16 protein-coding genes and 1 tRNA gene are annotated in these 19,016 nt (G+C 64.6%); 12 read left to right on the forward strand and 5 right to left on the reverse strand.

Annotated features, from left to right (window positions below; translation table 11 throughout):
* The first annotated feature begins 306 nt into the window (after positions 1-306).
* From H145_RS0118470 to H145_RS0118485, 4 genes are all read left to right on the forward strand, one after another.
* Entirely contained in the window at positions 307-1,401 is a 1,095-nt protein-coding gene (locus H145_RS0118470) for a glycosyltransferase (RefSeq protein ID WP_019949642.1), read from the forward strand.
* Positions 1,402-1,620: 219 nt separating this feature from the next.
* Complete coding sequence (locus H145_RS0118475) at positions 1,621-2,412, forward strand: TatD family hydrolase (RefSeq protein ID WP_019949643.1); 792 nt, start codon at positions 1,621-1,623, stop codon at positions 2,410-2,412.
* Between the two features lie 82 nt (positions 2,413-2,494).
* Positions 2,495-3,544, forward strand: coding sequence for an asparaginase (locus tag H145_RS0118480; RefSeq protein ID WP_240471731.1), 1,050 nt, complete (start codon positions 2,495-2,497; stop codon positions 3,542-3,544).
* A gap of 84 nt (positions 3,545-3,628) precedes the next feature.
* A tRNA-Ser gene (locus H145_RS0118485) sits at positions 3,629-3,715 on the forward strand.
* Positions 3,716-3,781: 66 nt separating this feature from the next.
* Here the strand turns inward: H145_RS0118485 and H145_RS0118490 are convergent.
* The 4 genes from H145_RS0118490 to H145_RS0118505 form a co-directional block, all read right to left on the reverse strand.
* Complete coding sequence (locus H145_RS0118490; protein WP_019949645.1) at positions 3,782-4,345, reverse strand: fasciclin domain-containing protein; 564 nt, start codon at positions 4,343-4,345, stop codon at positions 3,782-3,784.
* A 297-nt stretch (positions 4,346-4,642) separates the two neighbouring features.
* Complete coding sequence (locus H145_RS23080; RefSeq protein WP_157541792.1) at positions 4,643-6,853, reverse strand: tetratricopeptide repeat protein; 2,211 nt, start codon at positions 6,851-6,853, stop codon at positions 4,643-4,645.
* Between the two features lie 132 nt (positions 6,854-6,985).
* Positions 6,986-7,456 carry a hypothetical protein gene (locus H145_RS0118500; protein ID WP_019949647.1) on the reverse strand — a complete coding sequence of 157 codons (471 nt, stop codon included), beginning with the start codon at positions 7,454-7,456 and terminating at the stop codon, positions 6,986-6,988.
* Between the two features lie 332 nt (positions 7,457-7,788).
* Entirely contained in the window at positions 7,789-8,229 is a 441-nt protein-coding gene (locus tag H145_RS0118505) for a hypothetical protein (protein WP_019949648.1), read from the reverse strand.
* Between the two features lie 286 nt (positions 8,230-8,515).
* Between H145_RS0118505 and H145_RS0118510 the strand changes: the two genes are divergently transcribed.
* The 8 genes from H145_RS0118510 to H145_RS0118545 all read left to right on the forward strand — a co-directional run bounded on the left by H145_RS0118510 (position 8,516) and on the right by H145_RS0118545 (position 18,736).
* Entirely contained in the window at positions 8,516-9,139 is a 624-nt protein-coding gene (locus tag H145_RS0118510) for a (2Fe-2S)-binding protein (protein ID WP_019949649.1), read from the forward strand.
* A gap of 111 nt (positions 9,140-9,250) precedes the next feature.
* Positions 9,251-10,237: an FAD binding domain-containing protein gene (locus H145_RS0118515; RefSeq protein ID WP_019949650.1), complete on the forward strand. Its 987-nt coding sequence runs from the start codon at positions 9,251-9,253 to the stop codon at positions 10,235-10,237.
* 123 nt (positions 10,238-10,360) lie between these two features.
* Positions 10,361-12,712 carry a xanthine dehydrogenase family protein molybdopterin-binding subunit gene (locus tag H145_RS0118520; RefSeq protein ID WP_019949651.1) on the forward strand — a complete coding sequence of 784 codons (2,352 nt, stop codon included), beginning with the start codon at positions 10,361-10,363 and terminating at the stop codon, positions 12,710-12,712.
* A gap of 185 nt (positions 12,713-12,897) precedes the next feature.
* Positions 12,898-14,088 (forward strand): XdhC family protein, encoded by a 1,191-nt coding sequence (locus H145_RS22090; RefSeq protein WP_019949652.1) that lies wholly within the window; start codon positions 12,898-12,900, stop codon positions 14,086-14,088.
* A 48-nt stretch (positions 14,089-14,136) separates the two neighbouring features.
* A complete protein-coding gene (locus H145_RS22095; RefSeq protein ID WP_019949653.1) occupies positions 14,137-14,742 on the forward strand; it encodes a nucleotidyltransferase family protein in 606 nt (201 codons plus the stop codon).
* A gap of 226 nt (positions 14,743-14,968) precedes the next feature.
* The gene (locus tag H145_RS22100) at positions 14,969-15,406 is read left to right on the forward strand and encodes an HU family DNA-binding protein (protein WP_019949654.1); all 438 of its coding nucleotides are present in this window, start codon (positions 14,969-14,971) and stop codon (positions 15,404-15,406) included.
* A 362-nt stretch (positions 15,407-15,768) separates the two neighbouring features.
* Positions 15,769-17,100: a DUF2254 domain-containing protein gene (locus H145_RS0118540; RefSeq protein ID WP_019949655.1), complete on the forward strand. Its 1,332-nt coding sequence runs from the start codon at positions 15,769-15,771 to the stop codon at positions 17,098-17,100.
* A gap of 187 nt (positions 17,101-17,287) precedes the next feature.
* Positions 17,288-18,736: an MFS transporter gene (locus H145_RS0118545; protein ID WP_019949656.1), complete on the forward strand. Its 1,449-nt coding sequence runs from the start codon at positions 17,288-17,290 to the stop codon at positions 18,734-18,736.
* A 9-nt stretch (positions 18,737-18,745) separates the two neighbouring features.
* Here H145_RS0118545 and H145_RS0118550 read toward each other — a convergent pair.
* The coding region (locus H145_RS0118550; protein WP_019949280.1) for an IS5/IS1182 family transposase at positions 18,746-19,016 on the reverse strand (271 nt) is incomplete at its 5' end.

A 19,016-nucleotide genomic window follows, 5' to 3' on the forward strand; every position in this document is an offset into this window, starting at 1 on the left:
CCCCGAACTCTACCGCCGACGCCTGGTCATTGAGCGCCTCAACGCCTGGCTTGACGGCTTCAAGACCCTGCTCGTGCGCTACGAAACCAGCTTGCAAAACTGGCTGGCCATGCACTGGTTGGCCTTCACCGTATTGTTGCTGCGCAAAATTGCCCCATCTTCTACTTCCTAAACAGCTTCATTCTGAGCGCAGCGAAGAATCTCGTGTGCTGATGTCAGATTACTGTTGCAGTGTCAATAGGCGAGATTCTTCGCTGCGCTCTGAATGACGTTCTTCCTAAATATACCCTAGACCCACTACCCAATATGCTGTTCACCCTGTACTTTCTAGGCTGGTTTGCGCTGCTGATGGCTTCGGCCTGGGTGCTGGGGCGGCGGTTGCTGCCTGCGCCGGTGGTAGGAGCGGAGCGGCCGCGGGTGAGCATCCTGATTGCGGCCCGAAATGAGGAAACGGCCATTGCGCGCTGCCTGACAGCTATTCGGAACCTTAACTACCCGCCCGAGCTGGTGGAGGTGCTGCTGGGTAACGACGGCTCGACCGATGCCACCACGGCCGTGGCTGAGGCCGCCATGCAGGGCTACGCGGGCACGTTTCGGGTGTTCGACATCCGGAAAAACCGGGGCCTGGCGCGGGGCAAGGCCAATGTGCTGGCCCAGCTGGCGCGGTCCGCCACATCGGATTTCTTCTTTATCACCGACGCCGATATTGCTGTGCCGCCTACCTGGCTGCGCGGGCTGCTGGCCTGGGCCCAGCCGAATGTAGGCATCGTGACGGGCCTGACGCTGGTAACGGGCCCGCGGCTGTTTCATCGGTTGCAGGGGCTCGACTGGCTGCTGTCGTTGGGGTTGGTGCAGGTGGTTACGGATTTGGGCCGGCCCGTAACGGCCATGGGCAACAACATGCTCATCACCCGCGAAGCCTACGAGGCCACCGGCGGCTACGAGGCGCTGCCGTTTTCGGTCACCGAAGATTTTGAGCTGTTTAAGGCGGTGCGGGCCCGGGGCTTCGACTACCGCAACCTGTTCCGGCCCGAAGTGCTGGCCGAGTCGCTGCCCATGTACACGTGGCGGGGGCTGCTGCACCAGCGGCGGCGCTGGATGCGGGGCGTGGAGCAGCTGCCGGGCTGGCTGCAGGCGTGTCTGGCGCTGTACGGCTCGTTTTACCTGGTGCTGGCGGCGCTGGCCGTGGTGGCGGGGCCGGGGCTGGCGCTGGCCGTGTGGTTGGCCAAGGCTTGCATGCAGGGCGGGCTGGCCATCGTCTGCTTCCGCCGCGTGGGCCGTCGCCCGCCGCTGGAGCTGCTGCCCCTGTTCGAGCTCTACACGCTGGCCCTGACGGTGAGCCTGGTGCTGTTCCGGCTGCTGCCGCTGCGCTTCGAGTGGAAGGGGCGGAGCTACCGGTAGGTTGTGAGGGGGGAGGAGGTGAGAGAGTTGAAAGTGCTGTCATCCTGAGCATGTTGCGCTTGGAGCAGGGACGAAGGAGCTTAGCACGTAACAACGGTTCGTTTCAGCGCAGGAAGCTTCTTCGTCCCTGCTCCAAGCGCAGCATGCTCAGGATGACAGTACTTTTGCGTTTTATAAACTCCTCCCGCTACTATCCTACATCACCCCAACACCCCCGATATGACCTTTTCCGATTCCCACGCCCACGTCTATTCGCCCCAGCTGAAACCCGACCAGGACGAGCTGCTGCAGCGGGCCTACGAGGGGGGCGTGGAAACTATCTTCATGCCCAACATCGACCACGAAAGCATTGACGCCATGCTGGAAGTGGAGGCCCGCTATCCGACGCAGTGCTTCGCCATGATGGGCCTGCACCCCTGCCACGTAACGCGCAACCTGGAGCGCGAGCTGTACGAGGTGGAGGACTGGCTGGGCCGCCGGCCGTTTGCGGCGGTGGGGGAGTGCGGCATCGATTTGTACTGGGATAAAACCCTGCTGGCCGAGCAGCAGGAGGCATTGCGGGTCCAAGTGGCGCTGGCCAAAAAGCACCAGCTGCCCCTCGTGCTGCACACCCGCGAGGCCTTCCGCGAAACCGCCGATATCATTGCCGAGGCCCAGGACGGCACGCTGCGGGGCGTATTCCACTGCTTTTCGGGCACGCCGGCCGAGGCCGAAGAAGTCATCCGGCTCGGCTTCAAGCTGGGCATCGGGGGCGTGGCCACGTTCAAAAACGGCGGCCTCGATAAAGTGCTGCCCGGCATCGGCCTGGAGCATCTGCTGCTCGAAACCGACTGCCCCTACCTGGCGCCCGTGCCCCACCGCGGCAAGCGCAACGAGCCCGCCTACGTGCCCCTGGTAGCGCGCCGCGTAGCCGAGCTGCTGGGCGTGCCTGTTGAGGAGGTAGCCCAGGCCACCACCCGCAACACGCTGGCGCTATTCGGAGAGGCCGGTGATGGAGGGGGAAGGAAGTGAGGCAGTAGGGGATGACAGTTCCTCCGTTCACCCAAAACCAACTTCCTACCTTCGCAGCTCCACCCGAAACCCGTTCCTGCCCGTGGCTGCTACTCCCGAAAGCCCTCAGTCTTCTATCCTCGTCATCTACACCGGCGGCACGGCCGGCATGGCCTACAACAAGCGCGGCGAGCTAGTGCCGATGAAGTTTGAGCACATCCGGCGCAAGATGCCCGAGCTGCGCCAGCTGAACATGCGGGTGGAAGTGGTGAACCTGGGCGAGCCAATTGATTCGAGCAACGTCACGACCGACGACTGGCTGCGCATGGCTGCCCTCATTGCCGAGAAATACGACCAGTACGACGGCTTCGTGGTGCTGCACGGCACCGATACCATGGCCTACTCGGCGGCGGCGCTCAGCTTCCTGCTCGAAAACCTAGGCAAAACGGTGGTGTTCACCGGGGCGCAGGTGCCCGTGGGCGGCATCCGAACCGATGCCCGCCGCAACCTGGTAACGGCCCTCGAAATGGCCGCCGCCCGCCTCCCCATGGGCAAGTCGGTGCGCGTGCCCGAGGTGTGCCTGTTTTTCAACGATCTGCTGATTCGGGGCAACCGGGCCAAGAAGGTGGAAAGCCAGCAGTACGACGCCTTCCGCAGCGAAAACTACCCGCCCCTGGCCCAGGCCGGCATCGAACTGGTGTTCCACGACCAGCAAATCCGGCCGCTGCCCACCGGCCGGCTGCGGGCCCACCAGCGCCTCGATGAGCGGGTGGCCCTCATCCGGCTGTTTCCGGGCCTTACGGAGCGGGTGCTACGGGCCCAGCTCGAACTCGACGATCTGCGCGGCTGCGTGCTCGAAACCTACGGCTCGGGCAACGCGCCTACCGCGCCCTGGTTTCTCAAGTGCCTGCGCGAGGCATCGGAGCGGGGCGTGGTGCTGTTCAACGTGAGCCAGTGCGAGGAAGGCCGGGTGCTGCAGGGCCGCTACGAAACCAGCGCCTACCTCTCGGAGCTCGGCCTGGTAGGCGGCGACGATATTACGGTGGAGGCGGCCATTACCAAGCTCATGTTTGTGCTCGGCCAGGGCTTGGCGCCCGCCCAGGCCCGCCGCCTGCTGGCCCAGGATCTGCGCGGCGAAATAACGCTGCTATAAACCGGTATCTGAGCCGTTGCCGGGCAAGCAGCTTGCGTATCCGGAAAATCGGGTGTTATTTTGCGCCACCAAACCGCATCACCCAGAGAGGTGTCCGAGTGGTTGAAGGAGCACGCCTGGAAAGTGTGTATGGGTGCAAGCTCATCGTGGGTTCGAATCCCATCCTCTCTGCAAAAGCCTCGTTTCTGTTTCAGAAACGAGGCTTTTTTATTGCAAGAGTACGCAACTGGCAGCTGCTTACTTCTTGGCGCCCATCAGGCTGTTGGGCATCAGCACGGCATCGATGGACTGAATGATACCGTTCTCGGCCACGATATCGGTGTTGACGATGGTGGCCGTGTTGCCTTTGCTGTCTTTTAGCATCAGCGAGTCGCCCTGGCGCATTACGGTGAGGGTTTCACCCTGCACGGTGGTCAGTTTTTCGCCGTCTTTGAGGTTGGCGGCCAGGTAGGAGCCGGGCACTACGTGGTAGGCCAGCAGCAGCGCCAGCTGGCTTTTGCTGGCCGGCTTGAGCAACTCATCGAGCTTGCCGGCGGGCAGCTTATCGAAGGCGGCGTTGGTGGGGGCAAATACGGTGTACTTCGTGGCCCCGCGCGCCTGCTCATCAAGCCCCGCGGCCGATAAGGCCTTCATCAGGGTGGTGTGGTTGTCGGAAAGCTTCGACATCTGAAGCAGGTTGCCGTTCGCTTTCTGGGTGAGGGGCGCGCCGGTAGGGGCCCCCGTCTGGGCCGAGGCGGCGGTGCCCAGGCCGAGCGTGAGCAGGCCGGCGAGCAGAATGGAAAAGAAGGGTTGGTTGCGCATTTCGGTAAGGATTTAAAGTAAGTGACTATAAGGTAATGAATTACGGTGTAAAATGTGGAGGCGTTGCCGGTAGCCGGAATATTACACCTTCGCCCACCAATGCGGCGTCGTGCAGTTCAACCGGCAAAAGCCAGGGGAGATTCGGCAGGAAGTGCCGCGGCCGGATTGCCTGCTGGAGTAGATGAAGCCGGGCGAGACTCCAGTGTAAAAGGCGCGACTGCCCGCACGCTCCATTCGGGCATACGACGAGCCGGGAGCGGCAGCCAGCCGCGTTCCTCCGGCGTTCTGTGGTTCGGCTTAGGCCGCGGCGGCAGGCTGGGGGAGCAATTCGGCCGGATGGGCCAGCGTAAGCGGCAGGCTTATCACAAACTCGGTATACTCGCCCTCGCGGCTTTCCACGCTCAGGGTGCCGCGGTGGCCTTTCGTGACGATGTCGTAGCTCAGCGAGAGGCCCAGGCCGGTACCTTCGCCGGTGGGCTTGGTCGTGAAGAAGGGCTCGAACACGTGCTTACGCACGGCCGGGCTCATGCCCGTGCCGTTGTCGCGCACGGTAATCTGTACGGTGCTGCCCGTTTGCCGGGTACTCAGGCATACTGCAGGCTCGAAAGCGGGTCCCAGCTGTTGCTGTTTTTCGTGCAGGGCATAAAACACATTGGCCAGCAGGCTGAGCAACACCCGGCACAAATCCTGGGGCACCACCCGCAGCCGGGGCAGCTGCGGGGCCAGGTGCAGCGTGGCGTGGGCGCTGAAATCGGGGTGCTCGGTCAGCCAGCTGTGGTAGGCGCGGTGCAGGCAGTCTTCGGTCAGGGCGTTGAGGTCGGTTTCCTCGGCCGGGCCACTACTGACGCGCGAGTGCTCCAGCATGCACTTTACAATGCGGGCGGCGCGGCGGCCGTGCTGGTTGATGCACGCCTGGTCTTTGCGCAGCTCGGCCAGCAACTCCGCACTCAGCGCCCGCCCCTCGGCCGATAGTGGCTCCTTGTCGAGCCCGTCGGCCAGCTCGTCGAGCAGCTCCAGGCTCAGGTCGGAGAAATTGTTGATGAAGTTGAGCGGATTCTGCATCTCGTGGGCCACGCCCGCCGTCAGCTCGCCCAGCGAGGCCAGCTTCTCGTGCTGCACCAGCTGGGCCTGGGTGGCCTGCAGCTCGGTCAGGGCCTTGTCGAGATGGTCGCGCTGGGCCGCAATCTGCTGGTTCTTTCCCTTCAGGCGGCGGTTGCTGGCCTGCTTGAGGTAAATGTTGCGCAGTAGCAGCGCGGCCAGCAGCAACACGCCCCCCAGGCCCACCAGCAGGCCCCGGAAGCGCAACTGTTGGCGTTCGGCCTTCTGGGCCTGGAGCTGGCGGGTTTTCGTGAGCAGCACAATCTGGTTGCGCCTCTTGTCCAGCTCGTAGCCGTAGCGCAGGGCGCTGGTGCGGCGCTGCGTATCCTCCCCCGAAAGCGTATCGTCATAGGCCATCTGCAGCGTCCGGAAGCGGTAGGCCTGCCCGAACCTGCGCTGGCTGGCATAGGTTTCGGCCAGCAGCTGGGCGGCCTCGCGGCTGTTGCTATTGCTGTTGCTGCGGCTGCGCTGGCTTAGCGCCAGGGCCGAGTGGGCCAGCGCCAGCGTGCTGTCGGGCTGCTGCCGAAGCTGGTAGGCGCGGGCCAGGGCCAGCTGCAGCGCCGGCACGTTGTACTCGTCGTGGTGGGTGCGTATGAGGGCGCGGGCCTGCTGGCCGTGGTCCAGGGCCGCGGCCGGGTTGCCCAGGCGGCTGTACACTTCGGCCAGGCTGATTTCGGAGCCGGCTTCGCCCTGCTGGTCGCCCTGCTGCCGGTTCAGGCGCAGGGCCTGCTGGTAGCAGCGCAGCGCCCTGGGCCAGTCGTGCAGCATCTGGTACGAGTCGCCGAGCGTACTCAGGACGGTCAGCACCATCTGGTGGTCACCGAGCTGGCGGCCAATGCGCAGCGAGGCTTTCAGGGCCGGCAAAGCTTCGGTGTAGTTGCCGGTCTGGTAATACGTGGTGCCGATTACCAGCCTAAGCCGATTCTGGGTCTGCAGGTCGTGGGCACGCTCGGCCAGGGGCAGGCCGCGCAGGGCAGCCTGCAGCGCCTCAATGGGTCTGGACTGCACCATCGCCAGGGTGCTCAGCTCCAGCCAGGCCCGGCTTTCGCCCCGGTAGTGCCGCAGGCGGGCGAACAGGCGTTGCGCCTGCCGGGCGTAGCGGTGGGCCACCGTAAACTGGTTCTGGCGCCGATACAGGTTGCTGAGCGCCAGCATGGCCTCGCCCTGGCCCACCGAGTCGGCCAGGGCCCGGGCCAGCCGCAGGGCCTGGTGGCTTACCTGGGTGGCCTGCTCCGCGTCGGTGGTTTTCAGGGAGTGAGCCAGCGCCTGGAGGCGCCGCACGCGCACCGTATCGGGCCGGCGCTGGGTGCGCAGTAGCTGGCGCAGGCTATCGGGGGCCGCCAACTGGCTGAACGCGGGCGGCGCGGTTGCCGGCACGCTCAGTAGCAGAGCAATCAGGAGGCATCTCATAGGAGTAGGCTCGTCGGGAACTCAGAACGGCGGGGCCGGCAGTTGTCAGCCCCCGAAGCCCCTGAAACACGAACTCTGCCAGCTTCCAAACAGCACCCGGGGCAGGGGCGGCGGTTGGCTCTGCCGCCGGGCCTACCAGTTGGGATTATGGATAACTCCCACGGTGGTATCTTCCGACGATAACTGCTGGTGAGTCTTGAACCGAACGGTACCTAATGTGATGACTGCCTGAGAGCCAAATTCTGTGGGAATAGGAAAAGCCCAAACAGCGGTTGTGCCAAGAACTATTTCGATTCCCATATCCTGGGCGTATTGCATGGCTTTCTCCACTTGATAAGCTTCAGCTACCGGCAAGTGCCAAGTAGTCTGGGATGCTTGCTTGGCGAGTGTGGCTTGGTCGTCAGTTAAAATGATATGTAGCTCACTGTCGTGTTCCATCTGAAATATAGCCACGGCCGGACCTGCCTGCTTGGGCGATGGGGCCAGCAAGTGCTTGTAAAAGGCAACGACTTTCAGCCAGGTTGCCGGAGAGGCATATATGGCTAAAATTCCGCCATCGATAGCATCTTGGGTGCGGGCAGAAGACTTAGTGGGGTCATTCATGGTGCAGGGAGTAAAGTGAGGTGGAAAACATTTTCCTTTATGAATATAACCTAATTTATCATATAGTTATAAATTATATTTGAAAAGTTATAATATAATAAAATGCTTATACTTCCCGCGTGGAACTACCGATTCTGATCGGATATGTAAGAGGAAGAAGTACGGCCGGTCAGCACAGCGCCGACTCTTCTAAAAGCTCCAGTCTCGTGTACGGTGCGCCTGGCTGTAGCGGCGAGTTGCCGCATTTCGTCGGTCAATGATACCAAGGCAATAACGTAGCTGCTGGCCGGAGTATAAAGTGCCAATCGGCGGCTTTTCTGGAGCAGTCGGAACTAGCGGGCCGCCCACTCGGCCAGCAGGGCGGGCACCCGGGGCGAGTCATCGGTGAGCCAGTTCAGGGCCGTCGCGGGGTCGTCGAAATACTGCGCGTCGAAGCGGATAGCAGGCTTTACCAAATCGTGCAGAGCGTCGACGGCGAGTTGATGGTAGGTTTGGTGGCTGCCGATGATGAGCACCAGTCGCTGCAGGGGGAGGGTCATCAGCGCGGGCATAAAGTGGGCGCCCAGCCACAGCTCATCATATACCGTGAGCAGCGGCACGGTGCGCATATCAATCAGCAGGTGCCGGATGGCGTGCTCGTGGGCCAACGCCAGCAGAGCCGTAACGTCGGGCCGGCGCAGCACCGAGCCGCTCCCAAGCCGGTACTCGACCCGTAGCAGGCCCAACTCCGTATCGGTTTGCAGGCAGAAGGCGGAAATAGAGTGGTGCAGCATACGGCAAAGCGCGCCGGTGGGCGCGGGCAGGAACTCAGGCGGGCAGGAATTCAGGCACTTCGGAGGCCGCCGAAACGGGCCAACCACAAAACTGCACCGCCGGCGGATAGCAACCAAACCAGCGGCCGGCGCCAAACGGCATATCGGGGGCGAATGCAGCGGCCCGAACAGCCTGCTGCCGACGGCGTAAAGCAAAAAACAATGGTGGGCCGGTAACGGCAGGCGGCCCGGCTGCGTATGCCGGTGCATGCACCGACGCATCGTCGGGCTGCTCTCGCTCTATTCTATGCCTGCATCCAACGCCCCCGCTCCCCTCAACCCCGACGGCTCGCGCCGCACCTTTATGAAGCAGGCCGGCGGCATCCTGGGCCTGGCCCTGGCGCCGCCCTTTATCAGCCAGGCCGAGCGCCTGACGGCCCTTTCTAAAAAACTTGAAGGCGTGTCTACCATCAACCTGAACGTAAACGGCACCCTGCGCAGCATCCGGGCCGAACCCCGCGTAACGCTGCTCGACGCCCTGCGCGAATACCTCGACCTGACGGGCTCCAAAAAGGGCTGCGACCATGGCCAGTGCGGCGCCTGCACGGTGCTCGTAGACGGCCGCCGCGTAAACAGCTGCCTCACGCTGGCCGTGATGAGCCAGGGCAAGGAAATCACGACCATCGAAGGCCTGGCCAAGGGCGATGAGCTGCACCCCATGCAGGCCGCCTTTCTCAAGCACGACGGTTTCCAGTGCGGCTACTGCACGCCGGGCCAGATTATGTCGGCCGTGGCGTGCGTGAACGAGGGGCACGCGGGTTCCGAAGCCGAGGTGCGCGAGTGGATGAGCGGCAACATCTGCCGCTGCAGCGCCTACCCCAACATCACGGCCGCCATCCTCGACGCAAAAGGGCAAATGGGGAAGGGCTAAGTCGGGAAAAAGAACCTCATGCAACGCGCAGCAAAAGCCTGACGCGCTTTTTTCCCGCATCCGCCAACCCGCCTGCTCTCCATCCTGGCCCCAGCCTCTCCCCACTACACCATGAATAACTTTTCCTATATCCAAGCCGACAAAGCCAAGGACGCCACGGCGGCCAAGCGCGACGATAAGTCGGCGGCCTTTATTGCCGGTGGCACCACGCTGCTCGATTTGATGAAGCTGAGCGTGGAAAACCACGACCAGCTGATCGACGTGAATATGCTGCCCTTCCGGGGCATCGAAAGCACCAAAGACGGGCTGCGGATTGGGGCCCTGGAGCGCATGAGCGATGTGGCGGCCCACCCGCTGGTGGCCCGGCAGTTTCCGATGGTGGCCGAGTCGCTGCTGCTGGCGGCCTCGGCCCAGCTGCGCAACATGGCCAGCATCGGGGGCAACGTGCTGCAACGCACCCGCTGCGGCTATTTCCGCGACACGGCCTTTCCGTGCAACAAGCGCAACCCCGGCTCGGGCTGCCCGGCCCTGACGGGCGACAACCGTAACCTGGCCATCCTGGGCACCAGCGACGCCTGCATTGCCACCAGCTACCCCGGCGACCTCTCGGTGGCCCTGATTGCGCTGGATGCCGTGCTGACACTGGAAAACGCCAAGGGCAAGCAGCGGCAGGTGCCACTGACCAAGTTCTACCTGCTGCCCGGCAGCACGCCCCAGCGCGAAACGGTGCTGGAGCCCGACGAGCTGATTGTGGCCGTAACCATTCCGCAGACCGAAATGGCCCGCCGTTCGAAGTACCTCAAGGTGCGCGACCGGGCCTCCTACGCCTACGCGCTGGTGTCGGCGGCGGTGGGGCTGGAGGTGCAGGGCGGTACGATTAAAGCGGCCCGCGTGGCGCTGGGCGGCGTGGGGGCCCAGCCCTGGCGCTGCTTCGAGGCCGAAAAGGCGCTGGTGGGCCAGCCCGCCACCGAGGCCACGTTCCGGGCCGCCGCCGAGGTGGCGCTGCGCGGGGCCAAGCCGCGCGAGCACAACGCGTTCAAAGTAGAAATGGCCCAGAACACGCTGGTGCGGGCTTTAAGCGAAGTGGCCGCTGCCTGATTGCCCTAGTGGCTTTCCCGCAGAGGCGCGCAGAGGTTTCCGCAGAGGTTCGCGGAGGTCGTTCTGTGCCAGCCGCTGCGTTTTACCTCCGCGACTCTCTGCGGGAAATCAATCTGAACTGACATGGAAATCAAGGAGAAAGAAAACGCGCCCACCAACATCGTCGGCAAGCCGCTGAACCGGGTGGACGGGCCGGCCAAGGTAACCGGGGCGGCCCGCTACTCGGCCGAGGTGCCGTTGGCGGGCACCGTGTACGGGGTGCTCAAGACCAGCGCCATTGCCAAGGGCCGCATCAAAAGCATCGATACCAGCCGGGCCGAGAAGGAGCCGGGCGTGCTGCACATCTTCACCTACCAAAACCTGCCCAAGCCCGCCAAAACGCCCCAGCAGGTGGAAAAGTGGCGGGCCGCCCAGAGCTACCTGCCCATGCAGGACGATCGGGTGCAGTACGCCGGCGAGCCGGTGGTGCTGGTGGTGGCCGACACGCTGGAGCGCGCCACCCAGGCGGCTGAGCTGGTGCAGGTAAGCTACCAGGCCGAGCTGCCCATCGACTCCTACCTCGACCCCAAGGCCGAGCTGTTCGACCCCCAGACCATCCAGAGCGGCAAGCAGCCCGGCCACACCGAGCGGGGCAACCCCCAGGCGGCCTACGCCGGCGCGCCCGTCAAGCTCGATGCTACCTACGTGCACGCCATCAACCACCACAACCCCATGGAGCCGGCCGCCACGCTGGCCGTGTGGGAAGGCAACGACCGGCTGACGGTGTACGAAACCACCCAGAACATTACCGGCAGCCAGACCGCCCTGCTGGACGTGCTGGGCCTGCCCCGCGACCAGGTGCGGGTGGTAACGCATTACCTGGGCGGCGGCTTCGGCTGCAAAGGCTCGGTGTGGCCCCACACGCTCATTACGGCCCTGGCCGCCCGCGCCGTGGGCCGGCCGCTGAAGGTGGTGCTCACGCGCAAGCAGATGTTTACCGGCGTGGGCCACCGCGAAGACCAGGAGCAGAACCTGAAGCTGGGCGCCACCACCGACGGCAAGCTGCTAGCCCTGGTGCACACCAAAAAGGCCACCACCTCGCCCTGGGACAACTACACCGAGTCGAACAGCAAGGTGATAAACATGCTCTACGCCTGCCCCAGCTTCGGGGCGACTTACGAGCTGGCGCGGGCCAACGTAATGACTTCGGTGTGGATGCGCGCGCCCGGCGAGGCCCCCGGTTCGTTTGCGCTGGAAAGCTCGATGGACGATCTGGCCCACCAGCTCAACATCGACCCGCTCGAAATCCGCCTGCGCAACTACGCCGACCACGATTATAGCAACGACAAGCCCTGGAGCAGCAAAAGCCTGAAACAGTGCTACGCCCGCGGCGCCGAGCTGTTCGGCTGGGACAAGCGCAACCCCACGCCTGGCCAGACCCGCCGCGGCCGGCTGCTGGTGGGCCACGGCATGGGCACGGCCACCTACCCGGTGCACAGCGCCCAGGGCACGGCCCGCGTGCGCCTGTTTGCCGACGGCCACGCCGTGGTGCAGTCGGGTGCCACCGACCTGGGTACCGGCACCTACACCGTCATGACGCAGGTTTCGGCCGATGCGCTGGGTTTGCCGCCCGACAAAATCCGCTTCGAGCTGGGCGACACGCGCCTGCCCACGGCCCCCGGCTCGGGCGGCTCGCAGGCGGCTGGCACGGTGGCCTCGGCCATCATGGAAGCCGCCCAGGACGTGTGGGCGAAGGTGGTGAAAATGGCGGTGGCCGATAAGAAGTCGCCGCTCTACAAAGCCAAGCCCGCCGATGTGAAGGTGGAGCTGGGCCGCATGTTTCTGGCGAAAAAGCCCGCCAAAGGCGAAACGCTGGTGGCCGCCCTGGCCCGCAGCGGCCAGACCGATATCGAAGGCAGCGCCTCGGGCAAGTACGGCGCCGGCTACGAGAAGCAGTACTTCGAAGCGGCCGACAGCGACGACAAGAAAGGCGGCAACCCGAACCAGGAAAAGCCCGGCGAAAAGCAGGGCCAGGGCCACTCCATGCACTCGTTCGGAGCGCACTTCTGCGAGGTGGAAGTCGACCCCGAACTGGGCACGATTCGGGTGACGCGCTGGGTGGGCGTGCACGGCGTGGGCACGGTGCTCAACCTGAAAACCGCCACCAGCCAGCTCATGGGCGGAGCCATCTTCGGCATCGGCTCGGCGCTGATGGAGGAAACCTTCCGCGACCCCACCTACGCCCGCTACACCAACTCCGACCTGGCCAGCTACCACGTGCCCGTCAACGCCGACATTCCGGACATGACCATTGAGTTTGTGCCCGAAACCGACCCCTACATCAACGCGCTGGGCGTGAAGGGCATCGGCGAAATCGGCATCGTAGGGGTAGCCGCCGCCGTGGCCAATGCCGTATTCAACGCCACCGGCCGCCGCATGCGCAGCCTGCCGATGACGCCCGACAAGATGCTGGAGGCGCTGCGGCTGCCGGCGTAACGACCACCCCACCCCCCGGCCCCACCCTCGCTCTAATCGCGACATCCTCCGGGAGAGGGGGAGCCAGACGCGAGAACTGTTCTGTCAGAACGCACCCCCTCTCCCGGAGGATGTCGCGATTAGAGCGAGGGTGGGGCCGGGGGGTGGGGTGATAATTAGAACGAAAAGCCAATTGTTCCCAAAACATGACCGAACTCGAACGCCTCCTGCATGCCTACGACCAGCACCGCGCCGCGGGGCGGGCCTGCGCGCTGGCCTCGGTGGTCGACGTGGCCGGCTCGGCCTACCGCCGCCCCGGCGCCCGGATGCTGGTGACCGATGAGGGCCAGCTGACCGGGGCCATCAGCGGCGGCTGCCTCGAAGGCGACGCCCGCCGCCGGGCCCGCCGCACCATCCGCCAGGGCCGCCCCGCGCTGGTCACCTACGACTCGACCGACCCCGACGACGACCTGCAATTCGGGGCGGCGCTGGGTTGCCAGGGCATCGTGCAGATTCTGCTGGAGCCCCTCGACTTCCACGACCTTAACAATCCGCTGGAGCTGTTGCGCCGCTGGGCCGACGCCACCGCCCACGCCCCGGCCGTAGTAGCCACCGTGTTTGCCGGGGTAGGGGCTGCCGATGAAGTGCAGGTCGGCCAACGGCTGCTGCTGGCTGACGGGATGGTGCAGGGGACGCTGCCTGCCACGGCCCGCTTTTACCAACCGCTGCTGACTGATGCCCGCGCCGCCCTGGCCGCTGGTCAACCCGCTACCCGCCACTACCCGGCCGGCAGCGGCACGGTGCGGGTGAGCCTGGAAATCCTGCGCCCGCCCGTGCGCCTGACGGTGTACGGCGCCGGCAACGACGTGCAGCCGCTAGTACGGCTGGCTGCCGGCCTCGGCTGGCGCGTAACGGTGGTCGATGGCCGGCCAGCTCAGGTCGCCGCCAACCGCTTCCCCGAGGCCTACGTCGTGCGGGTGCTGCCGCTGGAGCAGGTGACCCGGCAGCCCTACGATGGTTCGTTCGCGCTGCTGATGACCCACAACTACTACTACGACCTAGCGGTGCTGCGCCACCTGCTGCCCGACGCCACCACGCCCTACATCGGCCTGCTGGGCCCGCGCAAGAAGTACGAGCGCCTGCTGCAGGACCTGGTAAAGGATGTGCCCGACGCTGCCGGGCGGCTGCAAAGCCGCCTGCACAGTCCCATCGGCCTGAACCTCGGTGCGGAGACGCCCGAGGAAATTGCCCTGTCCATCGTGGCCGAAATCCAGGCGGTGCTGACGGGCCGCCCCGCCGGCTTCCTGCGCAACTCGCCGCATCCCATTCATCCCACCCTGCACGCCGATGCCCCGCTGGTGCCCGAGGGTAGGGTAGGAGCGGTGTGCGAGCTGTAGGGGCGGGGCCTGACTTCGCCCCTATGTTGTTCTTAGCTTACGCACCACATGCCCGCCATTATCCTGCTGGCTGCCGGGGCTTCCAGTCGCCTCGGCCGGCCTAAACAGCTGCTTACCTACCAGGGGCAGACGCTGCTGCGCCGCGCCGCCGAGACGGCCGTAGCCGCCGCGGCCGGGGCGCCGGTGGTGATGGTCAGCGGCGCCCAGCACGAAGCCCTGCTGCCCGAGCTGGCCGGGCTGCCACTGGTGGTGGAGCCCTGCCCCAACTGGGCGGCCGGACCGGGTGCCTCCATCAAGTGCGGCCTTCGGCTGCTCGAAACCCTCTGCGCCGCCTGGACGGAAGTTGTGGTGATGCTCTGCGACCAGCCCCACGTAACCCCCGCGCTGCTGCGGCAGCTAACCGACACCCGCGCCGCCACGGGCCGCGCCATCGTGGCCAGCCGGTACGCCGATACGCTGGGTGTGCCGGTGCTGTTTGGCCTCGAAGCTCTGCCGCTGCTGCGCCAGCTACCCGATGCCGCCGGGGCCGGTCCGCTGCTTCGGCAACACCCGGCGCTGGTAGCCGCCGTGCCCTTCCCGGCCGGGGCCATCGACGTCGATACGGAGGCGCAGTACGCGGCCCTGCTGGCGAACAACGCAAGTGCAGCGAAGTAGAAACGCGACCCATCGCGTCTCATTATCGCACAATCAGTGAACTATTAGCGCCTGAGCAACAACATCAGCAGCGACGAGACGCGAAGGGTCGCGTCTCTACACTCTGCCACCCACTTTTAGCCAATTGGGGCGGACCTTGGGAGATAGGTGAAAAATAATACTAATGGCATATGGTTATTCTGATGCTTGGCGTTACCTTACTTGCTCATCCGTAATCCCTTATCCTATGTCCATTGAATATTCGCTGGTTGAGCGCGGCAACCCCGGCAACAGCAATTCCGCCAAAAAATGGTATGCCGTAGCCCGCTCGCAGGGCGAAACCACTGTACGCGACATTGCCTCCCGCATCAACCAGATGAGCACCGTGAGCACCATCGACGTGATGGCCGTGCTCGAAGCTTTCTTCCAGACGGTGCCCGACGAGCTGGCCGACGGCCAAATCGTGCGCTTCGGCGACTTCGGCTCTTTCTCGGTGAGCCTGCAAAGCGACGGGGCCGACTCGGAAAAAGAGTTCACGGCCGCCAACATCAACAACGTAAAGGTGGTGTTCCGGCCCGGCAGGCTCTTCGCCCAGGCCATGCAGGGCGCCAGCTTCCGCAAGGCAAGCGCGACCCTGCCAAACACCGAAGCGCAAAAGTCCCTCCGCTCCGGCAAGAAAAGCTAGCCGCCACCTAAGCCCCGAACGTGACATCCCGTTGTCATGGGCGTGACATCCCGTTGTCATGCCCATGACAACGGGATGTCATCAGATAACCACCGCAGGCCCGCCCATCCCGGCGGGCCTGCGGCGTTGTGGGGTTTCACCTCACCCCCCGGCCCCCTCTCCTCAGGGAGAGGGGGAGCCTTTATGGGAGCTGTTAGCTGATAGCTATTGGCTGATAGCTTTTCTCGTTGAACGAGAGCTAACAGCTAAAGCGTCTGGCTCCCCCTCTCCCTGAGGAGAGGGGGCCGGGGGGTGAGGTAACGGCCGGCAACCGCCGGCCGGGAAAACCGTTACTTTCCCGACCCCTTAACGCCTTGCATCCCATGCTCAACCGCCTGCGCCGGCTCTGGCAGCCTTTGCGCGAATCGCTTTGGTTTGTGCCGCTGCTGATGGTGCTGGCCGCGCTGGGCAGCGCCTTCGGGCTGGTGCAGTTCGACCAGGCCAGCAGCGCTACCGGGGCGCGGCGGCTGCCACTGCTGTTCGGGCTCGATGCGGGCGGGGCGGGCGGCATGCTCATTGCCATTGCCGGCTCCATGCTCACGGTGGCGGCCCTCACGTTTTCGCTGCTGCTGGCCGCCATTGCCCAGGTCAGCAACCAGTACTCGCCGCGGGCACTGCGCAACTTCATGCGCGACCCGCTCAACCAGCTGGTGATGGGCTACTTCGTGAGCGTGTTCACCTACTGCCTGGTGGTGCAGGGCACCATCCGGGGCGCACACATCGACTACTTCGTGCCCACTACGGCCGTGCTGGTGGCCCTGCTGCTGGCGCTGGGTGGGGTAGCTACCCTCATTTTCTTCATCCACCACGTCGCCGAATCGTTGCAGACCGGCACGCTGGTGCACCAGATAACGACCGAAACCGAGCAGGAAATCGGCCGGCTGTTTCCGTTTGATTTCGGGCAGGAGCTGGAGCCCGGGCGCCTGGCCGCCGCCGAAGCCTACGGCGCCGAGCCAACCGGCTGGTTTGCCGTGCCCGCCCCGGCTGCCGGCTACCTGCAGTACCTCGATGCGGCCGGCCTGCTCGCCTGGGCCACCCGCCACCGCACGGTATTGCGCCTCGAATGCCACATCGGCGACTTCGTGGGCACCGGCCAGGCGCTGCTAAGCGTGCGCGCCGATATGGACCGCGACGACCCCGCCGAGGCCGACTGGCCCGCCGACCTGCTGCACTACGTGGGCCTGGGCCGCCACCGCAACCCCACCCAGGATGTGGCCTTCGGCGTGCAGCAGCTGGTCGATATTGCCCTCAAGGCCCTCTCGCCGGCCGTGAATGACACGACTACCGCCGTAATGGCCATCGACTACCTGGGCGAGCTGACGGCCCAGCTGGCCCGCCGCGACTTTCCCGGCGTGCTGCGCTCCGACGGCCGGCACCTGCGGGTGCTGGTACGCGTGTACTCGTTTGCCGATTACGTGCGACTGGCTTTCGATTTGGTGCGCCAGAGCGGGGCCGGCAACCCGGCCGTGCTGCGCCGGCTGCTGCGCGCCCTGGCCCTGGCCGCCAGCCAGGTGCGCGACCCCACCCGCCTGCCCGCCTTGCGTCAGCAGGCCGAGCTGCTACTGGCCTGCGCCCACCAGCACCTGCCCACCAACTACGAGCGGCAGGAAGTGCAGGTGCTCTACGACGAGCTGCGCTCCACCTGGGAGCAATAGGCATCAGGAGGCAGCTTCGCGCATTGTGGTGGAGCCAAACCGGGCACCCGGCGCTACCGGCAAAGCGCAACGCCGCCATTGCGCAGGCGGCGGCTTAGCTGCGCGAACTGCGCCGGGGCCGCCGGGCACAACCGCAACCGTGAAATCCCGTTATCTTGCCCGCAACACTGCCAAGCCCCTGCCCCTTATGAGCGACGCTACCGCCGCCCTTTCGCCGCCCCAACCCGGCGTCCAGCACATCCCCAAAGACGACAAGCGCATCACCCGCGGCTGGACGTTCTACGACTGGGCCAACTCGGTGTACCCGCTGGTAATTACCAGCTCCATCTTCCCCATCTACTGGGGCAGCATCACGTCCGAAATCAGCCCCCAGACGGATGTCGTCAACTTTCTGGGCTTCGACGTGCCCGGCCCTTCGCTGCTGACCTACGCCATTTCGGCCGCCTTCCTGCTTATCGCCCTGGTCAGCCCGTTCCTTACTTCGCTGGCCGACTACTCGGGCCGCAAGAAGCTGTTTCTGCAGATATTCTGCTACCTGGGGGCCCTGAGCTGCGCGGCGCTGTACTTCTTCACCAAAGACAACCTCACGCTCAGCACGTTTATCTTCATTGCCGCCACGGTTGGTTTCAGCGGCAGCATCGTGTTCTACAACTCCTACCTGCCCGAAATCAGCTCCGAAGAAAAGTTCGACTCACTATCGGCGCGGGGCTTTTCGATGGGCTACATTGGTTCGGTGCTGCTGCTGGTTATCTGCCTGGGCATCATCATGGGGCCGCACATTGCGGGCGGCCCCGAGGGCGTAGCGCTGTTTGGCATGAGCACGGCGCAGGCCACGCGGGTCAGCTTCCTGCTCACGGGCGTCTGGTGGGTGGGGTTTGCCCAGATTCCGTTTCTCACGCTGCCCCCCGATGCCGGCCGCCCGGCCAACGCCCCCGTCAGTCAGGACGGCTGGCTGCTCAACGGCTTCCGCGAACTGGGCAAGGTGTGGGACCAGCTCAAGCAGCAGCCCAACCTCAAGCGCTTCCTGCTGGCCTACTTCACCTACAACATGGGCGTGCAGACGGTGATGTACGTGGCCACCATCTTCGGCGACAAGGTGCTGAAGCTCGATAGCACCTCGCTCATCGTCACCATTCTGCTGCTGCAGATTGTGGGCATCCTGGGGGCCTGGCTGTTTGCCAAGCTCTCCGACCGCATCGGCAACACGCGGGCCCTGAGCTGGGCCGTGTTTATCTGGATGCTGATTTGCGTGGCCGGCTACTTCGTGCAGGCCGGCTGGAGCTTCTACGCCCTGGCTTCCGTTATCGGCCTCACGATGGGCGCCGTGCAGAGCCTCTCGCGCAGTACCTACTCCAAGATTATGCCCGAAAACACCCCGAATTCGGCCGCCTACTTCAGCTTTTTCGATGTGGTGGAGAAGCTGGGTATCGTTATCGGCACGCTCTCGTTCGGCCTGATTGCCCAGCTTACCGGCTCGATGCGCAACAGCATCCTCTCGCTCATTGTGTTCTTCATCCTGGGCTTGGGCTTCCTGCTCACGCTCCGCGGCAAAAAGCTGCGCGACGACAACGGCCCGGCCCCCGACACCTTCCCCGGCCCCCCGCCCGCCTCGCCCGCCGCCAGCACGCCACTTTAGGAGCTGTTCTCAATTAAGGTAGAGCGTGATAACTCGTAGACAGATAAAGGAGTCAAACGTGCGGTCCAGCTTATCGTAGCGGGTGGCTAAGCGTCTAAATTGCTTCATTTTGCTGAACGTCTGCTCAATGTGGTGTCGCTGCCGATAGGCCACTGGGTCGAAATGAGGCATGTTCTTGCGCCGTGGATTCGGCTTAATGACCGCCTTGGCTCCTGCCTGCGCTATCAGGGCCCGCAACGCATCACTGTCGTAGGCCGCATCGGCCACTACTTCTTGCCCC

This window comes from Hymenobacter aerophilus DSM 13606 (genome assembly GCF_000382225.1).
GTDB lineage: Bacteria > Bacteroidota > Bacteroidia > Cytophagales > Hymenobacteraceae > Hymenobacter > Hymenobacter aerophilus.

Bases quoted from the DNA above. Each gene is read 5' to 3' on its own strand.
- H145_RS0118490 (WP_019949645.1), bottom strand. From the start codon at position 4,345: ATGCGCAACCAACCCTTCTTTTCCATTCTGCTCGCCGGCCTGCTCACG.
- H145_RS22095 (WP_019949653.1), top strand. From the start codon at position 14,137: ATGCCCGCCATTATCCTGCTGGCTGCCGGGGCTTCCAGTCGCCTCGGC.
- H145_RS0118515 (WP_019949650.1), top strand. From the start codon at position 9,251: ATGAATAACTTTTCCTATATCCAAGCCGACAAAGCCAAGGACGCCACG.
- H145_RS0118540 (WP_019949655.1), top strand. From the start codon at position 15,769: ATGCTCAACCGCCTGCGCCGGCTCTGGCAGCCTTTGCGCGAATCGCTT.
- H145_RS0118475 (WP_019949643.1), top strand. From the start codon at position 1,621: ATGACCTTTTCCGATTCCCACGCCCACGTCTATTCGCCCCAGCTGAAA.
- H145_RS0118470 (WP_019949642.1), top strand. From the start codon at position 307: ATGCTGTTCACCCTGTACTTTCTAGGCTGGTTTGCGCTGCTGATGGCT.
- H145_RS0118510 (WP_019949649.1), top strand. From the start codon at position 8,516: ATGCCTGCATCCAACGCCCCCGCTCCCCTCAACCCCGACGGCTCGCGC.
- H145_RS23080 (WP_157541792.1), bottom strand. From the start codon at position 6,853: ATGAGATGCCTCCTGATTGCTCTGCTACTGAGCGTGCCGGCAACCGCG.
- H145_RS0118500 (WP_019949647.1), bottom strand. From the start codon at position 7,456: ATGAATGACCCCACTAAGTCTTCTGCCCGCACCCAAGATGCTATCGAT.
- H145_RS0118545 (WP_019949656.1), top strand. From the start codon at position 17,288: ATGAGCGACGCTACCGCCGCCCTTTCGCCGCCCCAACCCGGCGTCCAG.
- H145_RS22100 (WP_019949654.1), top strand. From the start codon at position 14,969: ATGTCCATTGAATATTCGCTGGTTGAGCGCGGCAACCCCGGCAACAGC.
- H145_RS0118505 (WP_019949648.1), bottom strand. From the start codon at position 8,229: ATGCTGCACCACTCTATTTCCGCCTTCTGCCTGCAAACCGATACGGAG.
- H145_RS22090 (WP_019949652.1), top strand. From the start codon at position 12,898: ATGACCGAACTCGAACGCCTCCTGCATGCCTACGACCAGCACCGCGCC.
- H145_RS0118520 (WP_019949651.1), top strand. From the start codon at position 10,361: ATGGAAATCAAGGAGAAAGAAAACGCGCCCACCAACATCGTCGGCAAG.